This is a genomic window from Streptomyces sp. NPDC029956 (assembly GCF_055574655.1).
The window spans coordinates 208,418-226,237 of sequence record NZ_JBVHZJ010000005.1; the positions used below are offsets into that span (position 1 = coordinate 208,418).

General features: G+C 70.6%; 16 protein-coding genes and 1 pseudogene. 3 read left to right on the forward strand and 14 right to left on the reverse strand.

All coding sequences use genetic code 11. The annotated features are described in order from the left end of the window. Nucleotides 1–2: 2 nt before the first annotated feature. Both ACZ4XX_RS06065 and ACZ4XX_RS06070 read right to left on the reverse strand, forming a co-directional pair. Nucleotides 3–605 carry a gamma carbonic anhydrase family protein gene (locus ACZ4XX_RS06065; RefSeq protein WP_468506746.1) on the reverse strand — a complete coding sequence of 201 codons (603 nt, stop codon included), beginning with the start codon at nucleotides 603–605 and terminating at the stop codon, nucleotides 3–5. Nucleotides 606–673: 68 nt separating this feature from the next. After that, nucleotides 674–1,411: an SCO6745 family protein gene (locus ACZ4XX_RS06070; protein ID WP_468506747.1), complete on the reverse strand. Its 738-nt coding sequence runs from the start codon at nucleotides 1,409–1,411 to the stop codon at nucleotides 674–676. Nucleotides 1,412–1,490: 79 nt separating this feature from the next. Here ACZ4XX_RS06070 and ACZ4XX_RS06075 point away from each other — a divergent pair, with 79 nt between their 5' ends. Then, nucleotides 1,491–2,501 (forward strand): LysR substrate-binding domain-containing protein, encoded by a 1,011-nt coding sequence (locus ACZ4XX_RS06075; RefSeq protein WP_468506748.1) that lies wholly within the window; start codon nucleotides 1,491–1,493, stop codon nucleotides 2,499–2,501. On the opposite strand, the gene ACZ4XX_RS06080 is transcribed toward ACZ4XX_RS06075, so the two are convergent. The 4 genes from ACZ4XX_RS06080 to ACZ4XX_RS06095 all read right to left on the reverse strand — a co-directional run bounded on the left by ACZ4XX_RS06080 (nucleotide 2,489) and on the right by ACZ4XX_RS06095 (nucleotide 7,286). Continuing rightward, entirely contained in the window at nucleotides 2,489–3,238 is a 750-nt protein-coding gene (locus ACZ4XX_RS06080; RefSeq protein WP_468506749.1) for a hypothetical protein, read from the reverse strand. The two genes, ACZ4XX_RS06075 and ACZ4XX_RS06080, sit on opposite strands and share 13 nt — an antisense overlap. A 163-nt stretch (nucleotides 3,239–3,401) precedes the next feature. Continuing rightward, nucleotides 3,402–4,121 (reverse strand): hypothetical protein, encoded by a 720-nt coding sequence (locus tag ACZ4XX_RS06085; protein WP_468506750.1) that lies wholly within the window; start codon nucleotides 4,119–4,121, stop codon nucleotides 3,402–3,404. Between the two features lie 92 nt (nucleotides 4,122–4,213). After that, complete coding sequence (locus ACZ4XX_RS06090; protein ID WP_468506751.1) at nucleotides 4,214–7,099, reverse strand: MDR family MFS transporter; 2,886 nt, start codon at nucleotides 7,097–7,099, stop codon at nucleotides 4,214–4,216. 10 nt (nucleotides 7,100–7,109) lie between these two features. Then, nucleotides 7,110–7,286 (reverse strand): hypothetical protein, encoded by a 177-nt coding sequence (locus ACZ4XX_RS06095; protein ID WP_468506752.1) that lies wholly within the window; start codon nucleotides 7,284–7,286, stop codon nucleotides 7,110–7,112. Nucleotides 7,287–7,700: 414 nt separating this feature from the next. On the opposite strand from ACZ4XX_RS06095, the gene ACZ4XX_RS06100 reads away from it, so the two are divergent. Further along, nucleotides 7,701–9,353: an eCIS core domain-containing protein gene (locus ACZ4XX_RS06100; protein WP_468506753.1), complete on the forward strand. Its 1,653-nt coding sequence runs from the start codon at nucleotides 7,701–7,703 to the stop codon at nucleotides 9,351–9,353. 57 nt (nucleotides 9,354–9,410) lie between these two features. Here the strand turns inward: ACZ4XX_RS06100 and ACZ4XX_RS06105 are convergent, their stop codons facing one another. Further along, nucleotides 9,411–10,679, reverse strand: coding sequence for a cytochrome P450 (locus tag ACZ4XX_RS06105; RefSeq protein ID WP_468506754.1), 1,269 nt, complete (start codon nucleotides 10,677–10,679; stop codon nucleotides 9,411–9,413). A gap of 232 nt (nucleotides 10,680–10,911) precedes the next feature. On the opposite strand from ACZ4XX_RS06105, the gene ACZ4XX_RS06110 reads away from it, so the two are divergent. After that, complete coding sequence (locus tag ACZ4XX_RS06110) at nucleotides 10,912–11,478, forward strand: hypothetical protein (protein ID WP_468506755.1); 567 nt, start codon at nucleotides 10,912–10,914, stop codon at nucleotides 11,476–11,478. A gap of 88 nt (nucleotides 11,479–11,566) precedes the next feature. Here the strand turns inward: ACZ4XX_RS06110 and ACZ4XX_RS06115 are convergent, their stop codons facing one another. From ACZ4XX_RS06115 to ACZ4XX_RS06145, 7 genes and pseudogenes are all read right to left on the reverse strand, one after another. Further along, nucleotides 11,567–12,115 (reverse strand): SMI1/KNR4 family protein, encoded by a 549-nt coding sequence (locus ACZ4XX_RS06115; protein WP_468506756.1) that lies wholly within the window; start codon nucleotides 12,113–12,115, stop codon nucleotides 11,567–11,569. 100 nt (nucleotides 12,116–12,215) lie between these two features. Beyond that, a complete protein-coding gene (locus ACZ4XX_RS06120) occupies nucleotides 12,216–13,421 on the reverse strand; it encodes a hypothetical protein (RefSeq protein WP_468506757.1) in 1,206 nt (401 codons plus the stop codon). Beyond that, nucleotides 13,408–13,560, reverse strand: a pseudogene (locus tag ACZ4XX_RS06125) (RHS repeat-associated core domain-containing protein); the annotation flags it as partial. The pseudogene ACZ4XX_RS06125 and the gene ACZ4XX_RS06120, both read right to left, overlap by 14 nt. A gap of 174 nt (nucleotides 13,561–13,734) precedes the next feature. Continuing rightward, the gene (locus ACZ4XX_RS06130; RefSeq protein ID WP_468506758.1) at nucleotides 13,735–14,478 is read right to left on the reverse strand and encodes an amino acid ABC transporter ATP-binding protein; all 744 of its coding nucleotides are present in this window, start codon (nucleotides 14,476–14,478) and stop codon (nucleotides 13,735–13,737) included. Continuing rightward, the gene (locus tag ACZ4XX_RS06135; protein WP_468506759.1) at nucleotides 14,475–15,383 is read right to left on the reverse strand and encodes an amino acid ABC transporter permease; all 909 of its coding nucleotides are present in this window, start codon (nucleotides 15,381–15,383) and stop codon (nucleotides 14,475–14,477) included. The genes ACZ4XX_RS06130 and ACZ4XX_RS06135 overlap by 4 nt, the downstream gene beginning before the upstream one ends. Before the next feature lie 10 nt (nucleotides 15,384–15,393). Continuing rightward, nucleotides 15,394–16,269: an ABC transporter substrate-binding protein gene (locus tag ACZ4XX_RS06140; protein WP_468506760.1), complete on the reverse strand. Its 876-nt coding sequence runs from the start codon at nucleotides 16,267–16,269 to the stop codon at nucleotides 15,394–15,396. 209 nt (nucleotides 16,270–16,478) lie between these two features. Continuing rightward, nucleotides 16,479–17,315 (reverse strand): SAM hydroxide adenosyltransferase, encoded by an 837-nt coding sequence (locus tag ACZ4XX_RS06145; RefSeq protein WP_468506761.1) that lies wholly within the window; start codon nucleotides 17,313–17,315, stop codon nucleotides 16,479–16,481. Nucleotides 17,316–17,820: the final 505 nt, after the last annotated feature.

The window sequence follows — 17,820 nt, forward strand, 5'->3', positions numbered from 1 at the left end:
GCTCAGATCTGTCGGTCGTCGCGGTGGCGGCCGAGGCTGCGGCCGAAGCGGTCGGCGATGGCCGGCATCAGGCTCTCGCCGTCGGCTGGGCGGTCAAGGCCGAAGACGTAGCCGGGGAAGTCCAGTTCCTTCTGCACCGCCCAGATCCCGTCGTGGTCCTCCGGCGGAAGGATGCGCACCGGGTCGCCGACGGCGACCCAGCCGATCGGCACCGTCGAGTCGGCGGGCAGCACGGTGCGCAGATGCACGATGCCGTTGATCCGCACCTCGGAGCGGATCCCGATCACGGCCCCGTTGAAGACGCGGCTGCCGGTGGCCAGAAACACCTCGTCCTCGACCCGACAGCCGGTCAGGTAGGAGGCGGGGCCCACCAGGACCTGCCGTCCCAGTACCAGCGGATCCCGCCGGGTACCACGCAGGACCGCGTTCTCCATCACGATGCAGTCCTCGCCCAGCTCCACCGGCCCACCCTCTGCGGTGAGCACGGCACCGAACAGCACCCGACACCCGGCCCCCACGCGCACGTCTCCGCACAGCGTGGCGGTCGGAGCGACGTAGGCCGTGGGGTGGACGGTCGGCGAACGACCCTCATGAGTGATCAGCACGCCCCCATGATGCCGCGACCCGGGGCGCTGGGCACACACCGCGACCTGGTGGTGTGCACCACGTCCGGTCATGAGCTCAGGGAGCCGGTCAACGCCTGGATGTGCTCGACGAGTTCGGTACGTTGCCGGTCGGTCAGCGTGGCGTAGAGCGGCGCCTGCAGCTCGTCCGTGAGTCGCTCGGCGCGCTGCCACCGGGGGATCCGGGCTGCGGCAACGGGACGCGGCTCCTGCCAGCCGTAACGCGCTGCTTGCTCGACGCCGAGGTTGACGACCATGGCCTCCTGGGCGCTCAGCCCGCACAGGCGGACCGCCGCCAGATGGCAGGCGCCTCGGTGTTCCCGCAGCACGTGTACGCGCTGCATCGCCGCCCCGACGGGGTCGTCGCCGGGGCAGGGCTGCGCGCGCCAGCCGGCGAACAGCGGCAGTGCGTCGGCGTCGGCGGCGTCGATCAGCCGCTGCGCCAGGCGGTTGAAGCGCTCCACGTCGACGTCGGCTGAGATGTGGGTGCGCCCCCACGTCCGGACGGCCCGTGCATAGCAGGCGACGGCCTCCTCCGGCGGCATCACGGGCCGACCGGCCCGCCAGCCGTCGGTGACCAGATCAGGGCCCAGGAAACCCTGTACCGCCTGGACCACCGCGGCCGGCGCCTCGCCGAGCACTCCGAACCGTCCGCGGCAGTAGAAGCCGCGCCCCGGGGCGAACCCGGCGCGCAGGCCGATCGCGGCGGTCGCGTCGTCGGACATGAACTCGTCACCGAAATCGTGGAGGGGCCGGGCCACCGCGGAGATGCAGTCGAAGATTTCCATGCGCTGAAGGTCGCTCACCTCGACTCGACAGGTCAAGGGGATGTTTTCTGATGGAACCCTTTAGCTAATCTATCGATTCATGTTGGATATCCGCCGTCTGCACATGCTCAGGACCGTCGCCGCCCGCGGCTCCATCACCGCGGCCGCCCAGTCGCTGGCGCTGTCCGCCGGTGCCGTGTCCCAGCAGCTGGCCGCACTGAGGCAGGACGTGGGGATCGATCTCCTGCGCCCCGACGGGCGCACCGTCGCGCTCACGGAGGCGGGCCGCGTCCTGCTCGAACACGCGGACCGGATCCTCGCAGCGATGGAGGAGGCCGAGTGCGCCGTCGCGGCGGTCAAGGGCGCGGTCGGCGTCACCGCCACGCTCGCGGCGTTGCCGTCGACCGTCGCCAGGATCGTGGCCCCCGCGCTGACCGCACTGGGATCGGACCATCCGCAGCTCGCCGTGACCTGCCTCGTCACCGACCAGGCGCAACTGCGGGAACTCGCGCTCGGCACCGTCGACGTGGTGCTGGGGCAGCGCTACCACCACCTGCCGGAGACCGCATCCCGGGGCGTCGAGGTCTCGCCGCTGCTCGACGATCCGCTGCTCGTCGTCACGGCCGACGACGGATCCGTCGAGCGTCCCCTCGCCCTGCGCGAACTGGCCACGCACGACCTCGTCGTGCCACCGGCGACCACGGACTGCGGACAGGCCATCCTGCACGCCTGCCACCAGGCCGGCTTCACACCCGCGATGCGCTATGTCACCGCCGACATCGCCGCCCAGCTGGCCCTCGCACGGGCCGGCCTCGCCACCGCGCTCGTCCCCCGGACGGCCCTCGACCCGGTCACGCCCGGAATCCGCACCGCGCACATCGAGGACCACCCGATCCTGCGCCTCCTGTTCGCCGCGACGCGTCACACCGAGGCGGCCGACCCGACGACCACGGCCGTCGTCGCGGCACTGCGCGCAGCAGCGCGACAGGACGGCGCCACGCACCTCCCGCCGCCGACGGAGTGCCCGCGAACGGGCGAACAGGCGGACAGGCGAACGGCCGGCGGCCACGGAGGCGCAGGCCGGTCGCTCCCTGGTGATCAGGGGCGCTGAGCGTTCCGCAGCCGTTCCACCTGGCGGTCGACCAGCTCGGTGGGGAACGACAGGCCTGCGCCGAAGCCGAGCTCGGAGAACGTGACGATGGTGTCCCCCGTGCGAACCACGATGAACTGCTCGTTGCGATCCTGGCGTTGCTCCGGCCCCGGGATGATCTCCCGGAAGGCGACTGCCTCGTCGCCGACCTGAGGCGGTGCCTCCGTCTTCACCGTCACCTCGAACTTCCCGACGTACCCTTCGCCCGCGTACGACCGGCAGGTGGCGAGGGCCCGCTCGAGTGCCGCGAAACGCTGCTCGGCATCGCCGTCCTCGTACGAGGCGAGTGTCGAGCTGCCACCCATGGTGTTCTTCTTCCAGCTGAAGATCTGGAAGATGTGGGCGAATGCCCCCTCGCCCGAACGTACGTCGATGAGCGGCTGGCAGGAGGGCTGGGATATGGGCGGGAAGGTACGCCCGCTACCCCTCGGCAACGGTTCCCGTACGGCGGCGGGCTCGTGGGCTTGCGGTACCTCTCCGGCCTTGAAGGTGAGGGTCTTGAGCTGGGCCGTGGTCAGGGGGGCGCCGGCGGGCCCGGCCGACGAGGTGGCAGCCGATGAAGTAACGGAGGGCGAGGTGGCGGACGGCGTTCCGGCGGCGGGCGTCGGCTCCTGTTCCGTGGCACACCCTGAGGCGAGGAGAAGGGCGATGACAGCTGTGACGGCGGAGGCCGCCGGCTGCGTGATACGGGTGCGCATGGGTTCCCCGGTGACGGTGCGGATGAGAGCCCGACGCTAGTGGTGCGCGCAGGTGGTGGCCAAGGGTTTTTCTCATGACGGGTGAAGAAGGGCCCCTGCGGCATCGCGCGAGTGCGAGGCCGACGCCGAACCCAACGCACGTGCCCGGCAAGCCTCCTGATGATCAGTCGGAGAGTACGACGTCCTCGGCCGGCGGGGCCTTTGCCTCGACGGGCCTGTTGTAGTGCGAGAAGGTGGTCGTCCCCGGTACCTCGCCGCCCGCGGTGACGATCTTCAGGAGGTACGGAGGTCCCTCGGCGGCGATGTAGACGGTGGTCGTCTCGCCGTCGCTGCCGACCGGCTTCGCGAGCCTGAGCGCCTTCTGCCCGTCGACGGTGGTCGCCTCGCCCTTCGCGGAGTCGTCGTCCCAGCCGTTCTCCAGCCCGGTGAGGGCTCCCTTCTCGCCGCAGAGCGCCAGTTCGTCCGGTGCGTCGGGGCCGTCGAGGGGCGGCTTCGTCCAGCGGCCCTCCAGGACGCCGATCAGGGCCTCCAGGTCCTTCGGGCTCCGGTGGCGCTCCTGCAGGCGCAGGAGCGCCTCGTCGCGGCGCAGGTGCACGTCGCGGTCGTCGATCTTGATCAGTTCGGCTGTGCCCGCCGTTCCGTAGGACATCCTGGCGGTGCAGTTCCCCTGGCTGTCACGGGAGACGTGGCCCTTCATCGGCGTACCCAGCGAGTGTGTGTCGGTGTGAACGGTCACGGACTTCGCCGACTCCGTCGCCGTGATCGCCCTGCCGAGAATCTCGGGTCTGGTCAGGTCTCCCACGAGCGGACCGCAGGCGGTGGCGGAGAGTGTGACGGCCACGCAGGCCAGGGTGGCGGTGGGGCGACGGAGTGCGGCGGGCATGGTGGCAGTGTCTCCTAGGGGGATGTACGGGGGAGGGGGCCAGGAGCGACTCGACGTGTTCTGCGGCCTTCAAGCGGCCGGTCACCCGCCGGCTACTGCTCCAGACGGAGCGCGAGGCCCTCGGCCGCCTCGCTGCCCAGCGGGAACGGGATGTGGCCGATCATGGGTCCGGCCACGATCGCGGCCCCGGTGACCGGCTCCAAGCCGTGCTCGGCCGTGAGACGACTCGCGACCGGATTGACCGTCCCGGAGCCGACGACATGCCAGAGGGTCAGGTCCGTGCCGAGCCTGGTCATCGTGACGTTCTCGTTCCGGAGTCTGCGGCTGATCTCCTGGACCAGTTCGAACCCGCGAAACTCCGTCGGTACGCGTGTGACGCGGCCGTTTCTCACGAGCAGCAGACCGTTCGCTCCCCTGGGGTCCGGTGCCGTGCGGGTGGGGGCGGACCGGCCCGCCGAGTACGGCGCCGACGCGTTGTCCGCGTCGCCCGCCGCGGACCTGGCCCTGACCATCAGACCTCCGAGCAGCGCCGCAACCAGCAGGGCCCCGGCCTCCAGGTACTGGAGCAGGGGGTCGTCGTGCAGAAAGAGGAGCCCGGCTCTGTGCCCGGCCGCTCCGGCGAGGACCGCGAAACCGAGCTCGGCGCCCACGTGCTGGTTCACCAGGACGAGACCGGCCCGTCCACCGGAGTCATGCGCTGCGACGCCCTCCATGACGGTCGAGTAGAGCACCGTGCCCGCCGTGCCGACACCGAGCCCGAGGCAGACCACGGTGGGGTAGGCGCTGGCGACGGAGCCGCCCATGGCCACCTGAACGAGCGGCCCGACCGCCGCGACGACCAGCCCCGGCACCAACAGCGCGCGCGGCCCGACACGAGGCAGCAGCCTGGCGGAGATCAGCAGGGAACCGACGAGGAACGAGGCGGTCATCAGCACGAAGACCGCAACCGTGGGCACCGGTCCGACGTTGGCGTTCAGGAGAGCGTCGAGGGGCGCGGCCACGGTCGAAAGAGCAAGCCCGATCATGAACAACGTGAGCGACGCGCCGAGACTGTCGCGGGTCCTGGCCGGGTAGGTCGGCAGGATCGCGCTCCGGGCCTTCGACTGCCGACGGGCGAACACGGTGATCAGGAGGATGCCGCACGCGAGAACCAGGGTCGGGACGGGAGCTCCCCATCCGACGGCCCCGGACTCCGCGAGTCCGAAGACGAAGGCGGCGATGCCGCATGCGCTCAACAGCGCGCCGAGCGTGTCGAACTCGGCCGGAGTGCGGCGGCCGGACCGGTCACGGACCAGGGCGGCAGTGCCGATGAGGGCGATGACGGCCAGCAGGACGGTGACGTACATGGACAGGCGCCAGGACAGTGCATAGGTGAGCGGCACTGCGAGGAACATGGTCAGCGCGGAACCGCCGAGGCCGATCACCGCGTAGATCCCGAGGGCCCTCCTGCGTGCCCTGGGCTCGGTGAACAGGGTGGCGACCAGGCCGAGGGAGGCCGGGGTGATCAGGGCGGCGAAGACGCCCTTGAAGACCTGGCTTCCGACCAGGACCGCGGGCCCGGGGGACGCCGCGCCGATCGCGGTGCTCACCGCGAAACCGGTCAGGCCGATGAGCAGCGTCGGTTTGCGGCCGATGAGGTCCGCGAGGTGCCCGCCGACGAGGAGCAGCGCACCGAAGGCCAGCGCGTAGCCGATGTACAGCCATTGCTCGGCAGTGTGGCCGATGCCCAGGTCGGCGCCGATGTCGAGCAGCAGCCGGGGCGTGGTCGCCGACACGTCGAACATCACGACCAGTTGCGCGACCATGCCCATGGCGAGGCCCCACCAGCGCCTGGTACGAGGCCTCCCGCCATCGTCCGCCGGACCGAAGGCCGCGGGTGCGGTCCGGGCGCCGGGCAGCGGCGTCGCCGGTGGTCCGAATCCCGCCGCCGGCCCGGAGTTCGCCGGGGCCGTCGGATCGTACGGGTTCGGCACGTACGGAGCCGGGGGTGCAGCCGGCGGCAGGGGGTACGAGGTCGGCTGGGGCTGAGCGGCCGAGGCGGCGACCTGGGCCCGTGGGTCCGGTTGCGCGGCCCGTACCTGCGGAGTGAAGTCCAGCAACTCCGCTGCCCGGCGCCCCAGATGGGCCAGCACCGACCCGGGCAGCCACTCCTCGGCCCGGTCCGTGGCTGTGCGCTCGATCACCTGCGCGGGCGTGGGCCGCTTCGCCGGGTCCTTGTCCAGACATGCGCGTACGAGAGAGGCGAGGGAATCGGGTACGCCGGTGAGGTCCGCCTCCTCTTCGGCGATCCGGAACAGATGCGCGTTGAGGCCGGTGTCCGTGGCACCGAACAGAAGGCGTCCGGTGGCGGCGTAGACGAGCACCGCGCCCAGACAGAAGATGTCGTTCGCCGGGGTGAGTTCGTGGCCCCGGACCTGCTCCGGAGACATGAAGCCGGGGGAGCCGATCAGCATGCCGGTGCGGGTGAGCAGACTGTCCCCGCCGATGCTGTCGAGTGCTCGGGCGATCCCGAAGTCGATGACCCGAGGGCCGTCGACGGTCACCAGGACGTTCGAGGGCTTCAGGTCGCGATGGATCAGGCCCGCCTCGTGGACCGTCTGCAGAGCGAGCGCGAGTCGGTTGGCGAGGGTGTGCACCGAATACTCGGGCAGCGGGCCGAACACCCTGCCGACCACGGTGGCCAAGTCGGGGCCGGGAATGTACTGGGTCGCCACCCAGGGCACGGCCGCCTCGGTGTCTGCGTCCAGGACGGCGGCCGTCCAGTTGCCGCCCACCCGCCTGGCCGCGGCGACCTCGCGAGTGAACCGCCTGCGGAATTCGGGGTGCTGGGCGTGGTCGGCCTGTACGACCTTCACCGCGACCGTACGGCCGAGATCGGACCGGCCCAGGTAGACCAGGCCCATTCCGCCCTCGCCGAGGCGGGCTGTCAGACGGTAGGGGCCGATGTGTGTGGGGTCCTGCTCCGTCAGCTGTTCCACGGTGAGGAGGTCAGCCCTTCACATGGGGGCGCGGCTGGTGGCCGAGCCGTGTGTCCAGGGCGTTCTCCGTCGGGTCGATCAGCGTCGCGCAGGCATCCGAAGGGGCGCCGCCGACGGTGCTGCGGTACGGCCGGACGCGCGCGGCCCCCGAGCCGTGCGTGACCAGGTGTCCATCCGGAGCCGACACGGGCAGGGACCCGGTGAAGGGCCTCGAGTCCCACGGCCTCCTCCGTGCGGAACCCTGCCGCGTCGCAGACACGCCGGCCCGGTCGCCCGGGCCGCGTCGGGCGGCGAGTGCAGCCGCCGACGAGGGCGGTCGGTCGGTGTGGATGTGCACGATCTCGTCCTTGGCCATGTGGCGATCCCCCGTCGATCGGATGAGGAGATCCAAAATAGAGCAACTGCCCATGGCGCCGAACGAGGTTGTCGGAAAGACGCCCCGGTACCGGCCAGGCCCGGGCGGTCCGTACGAAGAGGCCGGGTCGAGTGTGGCGGTGCAGGTGCCCGTCCAGCCCGCCAACTGTGCCCTTGGGTACCTGGAACCGGACCCGGCCCTCGGCTATCCATGAAGAGCCACATTCCCAGCGGTGAAGAGGTTGTCATGCGTAGCCAGGACAGTGCCGGAAAGACCGGCGCGAAGAAGGGACCGGCCCCGGCCCGCCCGCCTGCGGCCGCGGGCGGAATGTCGCCCACCGGGCTCCTCGCCCTGCAGAGCACGATCGGGAACGAGGCCGTCGTCCAGATGCTGCGGGCTGCCGGCCACCTGCCCGTTCAGGACCGGCACAGCCACGGTGCCGGTTGCGGCCACCAGCACGAACAACAGGCACCGGTGCAGCGCTCAGCCGTGCCGGACGTGCTGCGCGCCCCGGGTCAGCCGTTGGACAGCGCCACCCGCGCCGATATGGAAGCCCGGCTCGGGGCGGACTTCTCCGACGTCCGCATCCACGACGACGCGGCCGCGAAGGCATCGGCCGCCGAGGTGGGCGCTCGCGCCTACACCTCCGGCAGCCACGTCGTCATCGGCGACGGCGGAGGCGACAGGCACACCCTCGCCCACGAGCTCACCCATGTCATCCAGCAACGCCGAGGCCCTGTCACCGGCACGGACAACGGGGCGGGGCTGAAGGTGTCCGACCCGTCCGACAGATTCGAACGTGAAGCCGAAGCCAACGCCGTCCGCGCGATGTCCACCGCCGAACCCGCGGAGCGACGGGAGGCGCCCGGTCCGGCCTCCGCACCCGCCGACCCGTCGGTGCAGCGGGCGCTCACCCTCGGGGCCAGGGCGATCAGGAATCAAGAGGAGTTGCAGGGGGCGCTGACCCCGAAGCAGTTTGCAGACCTCCTGAAAGCGAGCCCCGCCAAAATGAAGACACTGCGCAACCAGGCCGCCAGGGACCAATACGCCGCACAATCCCAGGCTGCTCTCGACTTCATCCTGAACAGTGATACGCAATACAATTCCGCGGCCGCGAATCTTCAGGCTCTTGTGCGGCAGATCGCGGGGGACCTGGCTTCGGGCACCGTCGGGAACGCGGCCTCCGCCCCTGCCGCAGGAGCTCCGCTTCCTGCCGAGTTCCAGACCCTTGTGGACGACCTGAGGGCTACGGGGCGCGCCTTCCCCATGGAGGAGGTCGAAAGCGTGGCCCGGCACGCAGCGGTGAGCGGAGGAGGGTTCCGCTACGAGCTGGAGCTGGGGCTCGCGGCGCTGAACACGGACGGCGGATGCTTCGTTCAGTTCGGAGCGCTGGGGGAACCTGCCATCAGAGCCGCACTCCCCGGACCGATTTCCTCCTACAACGCGAAGAAGGACGGCAAGGTCGGCGCGGACCTCACCTTCTGGCGCCCCAAACCTGCCGAAGAGCAGAGCAGCTCCAGCCCCGGTCCTGACCTCCCGTCGTACGACGGCGAGTTCTCCCAGCTCAAGCAGTGCAAGATGAGCAGCCTCCGCGCCAACCTGGAAGGAGCCGCGAACCAGCTGGCGGGGTTGAACGCGAAGGGCACCGGAAACTCGACGACGAATCCGGAGATCGCCCTGCAGGGTGGCGGGCATCGCGGAAGTATCTACGTGAGCATGACTGAGCCGTTCAGTGACCCGGGGAAACTGAAGGACGAAGCCGAACGCGCCCTGAACATGCACGGCAGGATGGCGGCCCAGAAGGTCGCCATGAAAGACGTCTTGGGGGAGAAGTACACCTTCACGCGCAATGCCGACGGCGAAATCGATCAAACTCATCAGTCGTCGCCCCAGCAATAGGGGCAGCCCGCCCCCGCGCATGATCGGCCGGACAGCCGCTGAGCGAACGAGGTACTGCTAGGTGGTCACGCGGACCTGCAGGGGCGCGCGGAAGGAGAGCAGGCCGAGGACCGGCGGTCGTTCGTCCGCGCCGGCGAGACGGGCGTCAGGGATGCGGCGGGCGGCCGTACGGAGGGCGACGGCGGCCTCCGTACGGGCCAACGAGGCTCCCGGGCAGCGGTGCCGGCCCACACCGAAGGACAGGTGGAGTCGGGCCTTCTCGCGGTGCGGGCACATCCGGTCCGGGCCGTCGAACACCTCCGGGTCCGAACCGCTGCCCATGAGCATCAGCAGCAGCTGCGCGCCGGCGGGGAGGTCCGCACCCCCGAGCGTCACGGGCCCGGCGGTCACCCGGCGCCAGGTGGTCACCGGCGGTTCACGGCGCAGCACTTCCTCCACCCACCCCTCGGCCAGGCCCTGCTCCTCGGCCCCGCTCACGCGCGACCACAGGCCCGGCTCCCCCAGAGCCCGGTGCAGCGTGGTGGAGATGAGCTGTCCGGTGGTGGACTGGCCGGCGATGAAGACGAAGAAGCACGCGCCGACCGCGGTCCCGACGTCCACCGGCCGGCCGTCGGGCAGACGATGGCGGGTCAGCGCCTCGACGAAGCTGCCGGGCCTTGCCGGGGCGGCGCTCACGGTCGCGGTGAGCCACTGGTGGAACTCGCCGACGAGCACGGCCAGCTCCAGCTGACGCTCGGGCGTGGGCCTGCCCCAGAAGAGTTCCAGCGAGGCGTCGCTCCAGCGGACCAGGGCGGCGGGGTCGACACCGTCGATGCCGAGGAGCTCCATCAGCACGCGACAGGGCAGGATCTGGGCGTAGGCCTCGAAGAGGTCGCAGGAACCGGTCGCGTCGAGGCGCCGCTGAGCTTCGTCGAGGAGTTCGTCGGCGATGCGCTCGATGACGGGGACGGCCGCGGCGACGCGCTGCGCGTTGAAGAACCGGGTGACCACGCGCCGGAGCCCGTGGTGGCTGTCGGTGCCGTTGTTGGCGAGCGCGGGCGGAAGCCTGAAGCCGGCCCGGGCCAGTACCCGCAGCACGCCCACGGGCAGCGGGGTGACGGCGTCCTGCGCGTTGTCGGGGTGGAACGCCGCCGGGTCCAGCAACACGCGCCGGATGTCGGCGTACCGGCTGACCAGCCACAACCCGGTGCCCGGATCCTGGTGCACGGGGGCGTCGGTCCGCAGGGTGTCCAGCCAGGGGTAGGGGTCGCTGACGAACCCCTCCCCGAACAGGTCGAGCCGGGACACCGCGGCGGATACGGGCAGGTCAAGAGCCTGTGGAGTCACCGCCGGACGCTAACACGCACGTGGTCCGACATCGCCCGGATGTGCCCGGCGTCACGTGGACCGGAGCGCGGCGTCACGGCTGCGCGTGCGTCCCGGGCGACATCCGCGCCGGCCGGGACGGCGGCGATCTCCTCGGCCGTCGGCCGGAACGGCCCGGCGAGGCAGCACCGCCCTTGCGGGGCCAGGAGGAGATCCCGCCGGTGGCGGCGGCCCTGCTGGCTACTCTGACCGCATGCCTCTTCTTGTCGATCAACTGGCGGGGTACGTGGAGCGGGGTCTGGACGCGGACCTGGCGCGCTGGTTCCCGGATGCGCCCCCGGTCGTGGTGCCCGCCCCGACCCGCCCCCTCGAGCCGTTCCTCACCCGACTCCCGCAGGTCGCCGCCACGGCGCTGGCCGCGTTCGACCGAAAGGTCCGCGCGGGAACGATGAGGCAGTGCCTCGACATCTACGACTGGTCGTATGCCTTCGACTTCGCCGCCAACGGCTGCGCAATCCTGGAGAGCGACCACGCCGCGGAGCTCGGCGACGACGACGTGTGGTCCCTCGGCGCCGACGGCGGGGGCAACCTGTACGTCATGCGCACCGACGGCCGGGTCGCGGTGTGGCTCCACGACGAGGAAGTCATCGAAGAGGGAACGGGCTTCGAGAACCTCGACGTGTTCGTGTGGTCCGCCGTGAGGTACCGGGCGGTCCGCGCGGGCGCCCTCGACCTCGCCTCCGTCGAAGCCGACTTCCACTCGCTTGCGCAACCGGGAGCCCTGGCCCCCGAGATCGGACTCCTCGCCTCCATGTCCTGACGAGGCCCGCCCCGTACCAGTCATCCGTCGTCGCAGCCGTTCGTCGATGGCTGCGACGAGATGCGACCTCGAACCCGAGGCAGGTCCGTCAGCCTCCCAGGATCTCGTCGTTCGGATCGAAGGCGTGGTCGTCGGACGGCAGGTTGTCGAGGATGCCGGAGCGGATCTCGCCGGTGAGTACGGACAGGATGAACCGGGTGCTGCGCACCGGGTGGTACTCCCACTCGGGGCCCCGGCCCGCGTTCGCCATGACGGTCCACTCCTCGGGGCGCACGTTCTCGCCGGTGAGCCAGTAGAGGTGGGCGCCGGTCCCCTCGACGTACGCGAAGGGGAGCAGCCCCGCTCCGTCGGCCGCCAGCTGCTCGGGACGGGGCTCGGGGCCGATCTCCCACAGCCGGGCCAGTACCTCGGCGCGCTCCTCCTTCATGGCCAGGAGGTCGTAGTCGGAGTCGGTGCAGTCGGGCTCCAGGATCCAGATCGTCTCGTCGAAGACGCCTCCGCCGTAGGTGTCGACGAGGTCCTTGAAGTCCTCCGGCAGGGCGCTGCCCAGACGGTTCTCGACCTCGGGCCAGTCCCGCGGCTGACGCTCCGTCGGCGGGGGGACGAGGTGGGTGAGCTGTTCCACGTCAGAGTGCATCGGGGTGTCTCCGGGAGACGGCTCGCTCAGGGCACGCATCAACACCAGCCTCCGGACCATCGACGATGACGGTCGGGATGTTCGACCGCCGGGGTCCGGGTCAGGTGGTGGTCCAGCGCTGCACCGTCTCGTCGTCGTGGGTGAGCCACGTTCCGTCGCCGAGGGGCACGGCGGAAACGCCTGGCGTCTGCGGGTAGTCGAGTCGGGCGAGGGGCCCGAGCGTGTGGGCGTCGAGGAGGAGGTGGGTGCCCTCCTCCGCCCACTGCTCCTCGGCTGCCACGACCAGGATCCGCTTGTCGTCGACGAAGCCCGGGGTGTGGCCGACGAAGCCCCACCCTTCGGGGAGAATCTCGCCGGCCTCGATGACGACGTCGTCACCGCCGTCCTGCGTACGGCAGAGGTAGCCTCCGCCGACGTCCTGGCTGATCACTACGCCTTCCCCACCGAGGCCGACGCAGGGTTCCTCAGCTGTGCCCGCCGCCCGGATGTCGAGCCCGGCGGCGGTGTGGGTGACCAGGAGACAGTGCGTGCCGTCCTGGCCCATGGAAGCGGTGAGCAGGACCTCAGGGCGTGCGTCCGGGAACTGCTGGAAGGCGTACGTCGCCGAGAAGGACGGCAGGACGTGTTCGGCGAGCACCTCGCCGGTGGCCAGGTCGAGGGCGCGGCAGATGTCGCCCTTGGAGAGCCCGTCCGCCCCGGGGGGTCCGGCCATGGTCGCCAGAAGGACACGGCCGGCCGGGTCGGGCGTGCACGCGCCGGAGGCCTCGGGTGAATGCTGCCAGTCCCGGTGGCGGTGTTCCCAGCGGACTGCGCCACCGGGTTCGTGGACGGTGACGGCCTCCCGGGTGCTGAAGGCGACGGCGTCGTCCGGCAGAGGCGAGCAGTAGGTGTCGCAGCCGTCGGCAGCCGGGTCGGTCCACGTGGCACGGGCGGCGACCACCTGAGAAGGATCGGTGCTGACCCTGCTGACGGTGAGCACGCCGTCGTGCCGGGTGACGAGCCAGTGAGCGCCGTCGCGCAGGAGCAGGCCGTCCATGTTCCCCAGTGCCTCGGTGATACCGGGCAGGGCCTCGCGGGCGAGGCTCCGTGCGGGTACGCCGGGGTGTTTCATGTGCTCTTCCTCGTCCGTGTCCCGGGTGTAGCGGCTGGGCCGGTAGAACTGCCGCCGGTGGGTGGCTTTCTCGTCACCATACGTCGGTCCTGCGAGCATGCCCTCGATGCGGATGACGGGTGCGCAGAAGTCCGGACAGACGCTGCGCCGGGCCGCGCCGTGGGTGGGCGGCCAGTCGTCCCTCGGGGTCGTCATGGCGGAAGAAGTCGTAGTGCAGTCCGGTCTCGGGATCGGCGTACCGACCCGGGAAGCGCAGCGGGGTGTGCGCGGTGGCGTCCCGCCATGTCCTTGAGGTGCGTGTCCTTGATCTTGCTCCCGTGCTCGTCGAGCGCGTTCATCGCCTCCCCGTGCCCGGAGGACAGCAGGCGCTGCACGTGGTCGTCGGCGAGCCGGCCGTCGTCGGCGAGGTCGTCCGCGAACTCCCGTGGCGCGTCGGCCATGTCGCGGTACGCGTCCTCGTCGACGTTGGGCCGGTTCACTTCGACGGTGCGCCAGGCTTCGACAGGACCTAGGAACGGTCGAGTGCGCGGGCGAGGAAGCGCCGCGTGGCCTGCTCCCGCGGAGCGGTGAGCATCTGCTCCGCAGTGCCCTGCTCCACGATCACGCCGCCCTCCAGGAAGCAGACCCGGTCCGCGACGCGACGGGCGAAGTCCATCTCGTGGGTGGCCATCAGGATGGTCAGGCCGCGCCGCTTCAGGTCGGCGACGACGTCCAGGACCTCGCCGACCAGTTCGGGATCGAGGGCCGAGGTGATCTCGTCGAAGAGCAGCAGCTCCGGCTCGGTGGCCAGGGCGCGGGCGATCGCCGCCCGCTGCTGCTGTCCGCCGGAGAGCCGGTCGGGGTGTTCGTGCGCCTTGTCCGCGAGTCCGAGGCGGTCGAGCAGCTCGCGGGCCGAGGCCTCGGCCTTCCTGCGCGGGACGCCGTGGACCTTGCGGGGCGCGAGCGTGATGTTGTCCAGCACGCTCAGGTGCGGGAAGAGGTTGTACGCCTGGAAGACGATGCCGATCCGGCGGCGGGCGACGTCGGGGTCGAGCCGGGGATCGGTCAGCTCGGTCTCGCTCAGGTGGACGGTCCCGTCGTCGACGACCTCCAGCAGGTCCACACAGCGCAGCAGGGTCGACTTGCCCGAACCCGAGCCGCCGATCAGGCAGACGACCTGGTGTTCGGCGACGTCCAGGTCGATCGAGCGCAGCACCAGCCGCTCCCCGTACTGCTTGCGGAGGCCGCGGATGCGCAGCAGCGACGTGCTCATCGGCCCGCCTCCGCCCAGGTGCGCCGGGCCGCCCGCCGCTGGAGCCGGTCGGCGAAGCGGGTCAGCGGGATGGTCACCGCGATGAACAAGAGGGCCGCTCCCAGATACGGGGTGTAGTTGAAATCGTAGTCCGCCTTGATCTGCGCGGCCCGCAGTGCCTCGAGCGGACCGAGGACGGCGACCAGTGCCGTGTCCTTCTGCAGGGAGATGAAGTCGTTGAGCAGGGGCGGCAGCACGTTGCGCACGGCCTGGGGCAGGACGACGTGCCGCACGGTCTGCCGCTCGTTGAGGCCCAGGGCCCGGGCGGCGTTCCGCTGAGCCGGGTGGACCGAGTTCAGTCCCGCCCGGAACACCTCGGCGACGTACGCGGTGTAGGAGAGGGTGAGGGCGATCACGCCGAGGAGCCAGGGCTCGGTGGGGGTGCCCTGCAGTTGCAGCGCCGGCAGTCCGAAGCCGACGAGGAAGACCAGCAGCAGGGTCGGTACGCCGCGGAAGACGTCCACGTAGACCGTGGCGGCGAGTCGCAACGGCTGGAGACCCGGTGCGCGGGTCACCCGCACCAGGGCGATCAGCAGTCCCAGGACGAGGATCAGCACCTCGGCTACGAGGAACATCTGGATGTTGAGCCAGAAGCCCCGGAGGAGGTCGGGGAAGGCGGAGCGGAGCTCGGCGCCGTCGAAGAACAGACTGTCGACACGCTCCCAGCCCGGTGAGGCCACCGCGGCCGCGCCTACCGCCACCAGGCCGAGCAGGGTGCAGAGGGTGGAGACCCAGGTGTGGCGGCGCTTGCGGGAGCGGCGGTACCGCTGTCGCTCCCGTTCGTGGTCGCTGGGCCGGTAGCCGGTGTCGAGCGTGCCCGGAGAGGTGGCCGACCGGTCCGGTACGGCCGTCTTGCCGATGTCCACGGCCGGCCCGTTATCGCTTCAGCTCGGGGACGTTCGCAGAGGCGGAGAGCCACTGCGTGGTGAGCCTGGCGAGCGTCCCGTCGGTCCTGAGCTCGTCGAGGGCCTGGTTGACACAGGTGGTGTACCCGCTGTTCTTCGGCAGCAGCAGACCGAACTTCTCGGGGGTGCCGCCCGCGTAGCCGAACTGGCCGACGATCTCGCCGTTCTCCAGCTCCGCCCCGGCCAGGTAGAAGACGGTGGGCAGGTCGGTGACGATCGCGTCGATCTGACCGTTCCGCAGCGCGGTCACCTCGTCCTTGGTGGTGCTGAAGACACTCGGCTGCTTCGAGGGCTTGATCTGGTCGAGTACGGCCTGGTAGCTGGTCGTCGCGACCTGCACCCCGATCCTGGCGTCCTTGAAGGCGCTCAGGGACGTGGCCTTCGCGAATGCGGATCCGTCGAGCGTCAGGATGGCCTGACTCGCCGTGTAGTAACTGGTGGAGAAGTCGACGGCTTTCGCGCGCTGCGGTGTGATGGAGATCTGGTTGATGTCGAAGTCGAAAGCCTTGGGGCCGGGGGCGTACGAATGGGCGAAAGGCTCGACGACCCATTTCACCTGGTCGCGTTCGAAGCCCAGCTTTTCGGCCACCGCGTAGGCCACCGCGCTTTCGAAGCCCTTTCCGTTCGACGGGGTGTTGCTGTCGAACCACGGTTCATAGGCGGGGGAGTCGGTGGCGACGGTGAGCCGGCCGCGCTTGTGGAGGCTCGGGTTGTCGGTCGTGCACCGGGCGGTGTTCTTGGATCCGGCCGCTTCGGGGGTGTTCTGCGGCTGCGGCGCGCAGCCGGCCGCCGCCAGCACGACGAGGGCTGCGGCGGAGGTCGCCAGGGATATGCGGGTACGGGACATCAGAGGTCCTTCGAGGGGAGTCCGGGAGAGGTACGGGAGGGAGGGCCGGTGCTGCGCGCTCAGCGACACAGGTCGGCTGCACAGCGCACGTTGTCCACGTGGCGGCGGCGTACCAGCAGGAGAGTTCCGGACATGCTTTCAGCATTCCGGCTCACGGAGACCGGCGTCAATCGCGAAGACCGTTGCCGGGGTCACGCGTTGATAACATGTCAGCTGGTGAGATGGAATACGCGATCGCCTTGGCGCAGTCCGAATGCCTCCGCCGCGGAACCGCCTCGGACCACGAGTTCGGCGAATCCGACCCCGGAACTCCCGACGGTGATTCCGGGCTCTCCGAGCGGGACGTCGGGGAGTCGTTCGTAACAGCGCACCCGGATGTCGCGGCCGTCGAGCCGGTTGCGTACGAGAAGGCTCTCGGCGGTGTCGTAGCCGGGGAGTTCGGCGGCCGGGCGGTCCAGCTTGCAGTTGCCGAAGTTGTCGACGACGGCGATCCGCACGTCTGCGGCGACGGACGGGCGCACCTCTGTCGGCTGCGCGGGAACGGGGTGGCCGTCCACCAGCCAGCGGGCCAGCAGCGGCGCGTACCAGAGGCTGCGGAACTGGGTTCGTACCATCTCCTCGATCTCGGCCGGGGTCAGCTCGGCCCAGTCGTCGGCGGCGGCTTCCAGGACCTCGCGGACATCGGTGACCTGGACCTCCTTCAGATCCAGGTAGGTCGCCAGTGGGGCGAGGACCCGCTGGTTCAGCGTGCTGACGACCAGGTGGTTCCCGTGACGGAAGGAGCAGAAGGGTACGCCGTTGGGCCAGTGCCCGTCCCTCGGCGCGATGTTGACGAGTACCACGACCGGTCGGCTCGGGCCGCCGATGAGGTCCGTGGAGCGGAGCAGGTCGAGCAGGGTGAGGGCGGCGGCGCCCTCCGGGTCCGGCCCGCCGAGCGGCAGGACGGTCGGCGTGGAGCCGAACAGGGTGGCGATCCGGGTGGACTGGCGGGCGAGCGCGTTGGGGTCCGCGCAGTCGGTGAGGGAGACGACCGGGGGAAGGGGCATGGCGGTACTTCGTCCTTCTGTCGAGGGAGGACACACACGGGGCGGGTGGGGTTCGAGGTGCGGAGGGTCGACAGGCTCGGTGGCGGGGGCCGGGACGACAAAAAACGGACCCTCCGTCTCCGGAGGGTCCGTCGCGTCCTGCGCGCACACGGCTTCGCTAGCGAAGCGCCTCCGGGGGCGGGGGCATCATTCGCATCATGGCGAGGGTGGCGGTGTGCTGCATGGGGTGCACGCTAGCACCAGGTGGAATCGTCTCAGGCGGCATTTCACATAATGGACAACTTCTTCCGTTCGCCCACTTGCGTGGGGCTGGCCGACGGCAGGCGCGGCGGGCGTCCCGCACCGGGAAGGCGCTACGCGACCGGGCGGCTCGGGGTGCGGACTCCGGGGGCGCGCGAGGGTGACAGGGCTACGGCACCGGCCTCGCCGCCCGGCCGGGGCCGACCGTCGCCGCGCCCGCCGGATCGGTGACGCAGCCGGCCCGCTGGTTTGGCAGTCCCAGAAG

Coding starts and splice junctions, on each gene's coding strand:
- ACZ4XX_RS06085 (WP_468506750.1), bottom strand. CDS start 4,121: ATGCCCGCCGCACTCCGTCGCCCCACCGCCACCCTGGCCTGCGTGGCC.
- ACZ4XX_RS06145 (WP_468506761.1), bottom strand. CDS start 17,315: ATGCCCCTTCCCCCGGTCGTCTCCCTCACCGACTGCGCGGACCCCAAC.
- ACZ4XX_RS06110 (WP_468506755.1), top strand. CDS start 10,912: ATGCCTCTTCTTGTCGATCAACTGGCGGGGTACGTGGAGCGGGGTCTG.
- ACZ4XX_RS06070 (WP_468506747.1), bottom strand. CDS start 1,411: ATGGAAATCTTCGACTGCATCTCCGCGGTGGCCCGGCCCCTCCACGAT.
- ACZ4XX_RS06100 (WP_468506753.1), top strand. CDS start 7,701: ATGCGTAGCCAGGACAGTGCCGGAAAGACCGGCGCGAAGAAGGGACCG.
- ACZ4XX_RS06115 (WP_468506756.1), bottom strand. CDS start 12,115: ATGCACTCTGACGTGGAACAGCTCACCCACCTCGTCCCCCCGCCGACG.
- ACZ4XX_RS06130 (WP_468506758.1), bottom strand. CDS start 14,478: ATGAGCACGTCGCTGCTGCGCATCCGCGGCCTCCGCAAGCAGTACGGG.
- ACZ4XX_RS06075 (WP_468506748.1), top strand. CDS start 1,491: ATGTTGGATATCCGCCGTCTGCACATGCTCAGGACCGTCGCCGCCCGC.
- ACZ4XX_RS06140 (WP_468506760.1), bottom strand. CDS start 16,269: ATGTCCCGTACCCGCATATCCCTGGCGACCTCCGCCGCAGCCCTCGTC.
- ACZ4XX_RS06080 (WP_468506749.1), bottom strand. CDS start 3,238: ATGCGCACCCGTATCACGCAGCCGGCGGCCTCCGCCGTCACAGCTGTC.
- ACZ4XX_RS06120 (WP_468506757.1), bottom strand. CDS start 13,421: ATGACGACCCCGAGGGACGACTGGCCGCCCACCCACGGCGCGGCCCGG.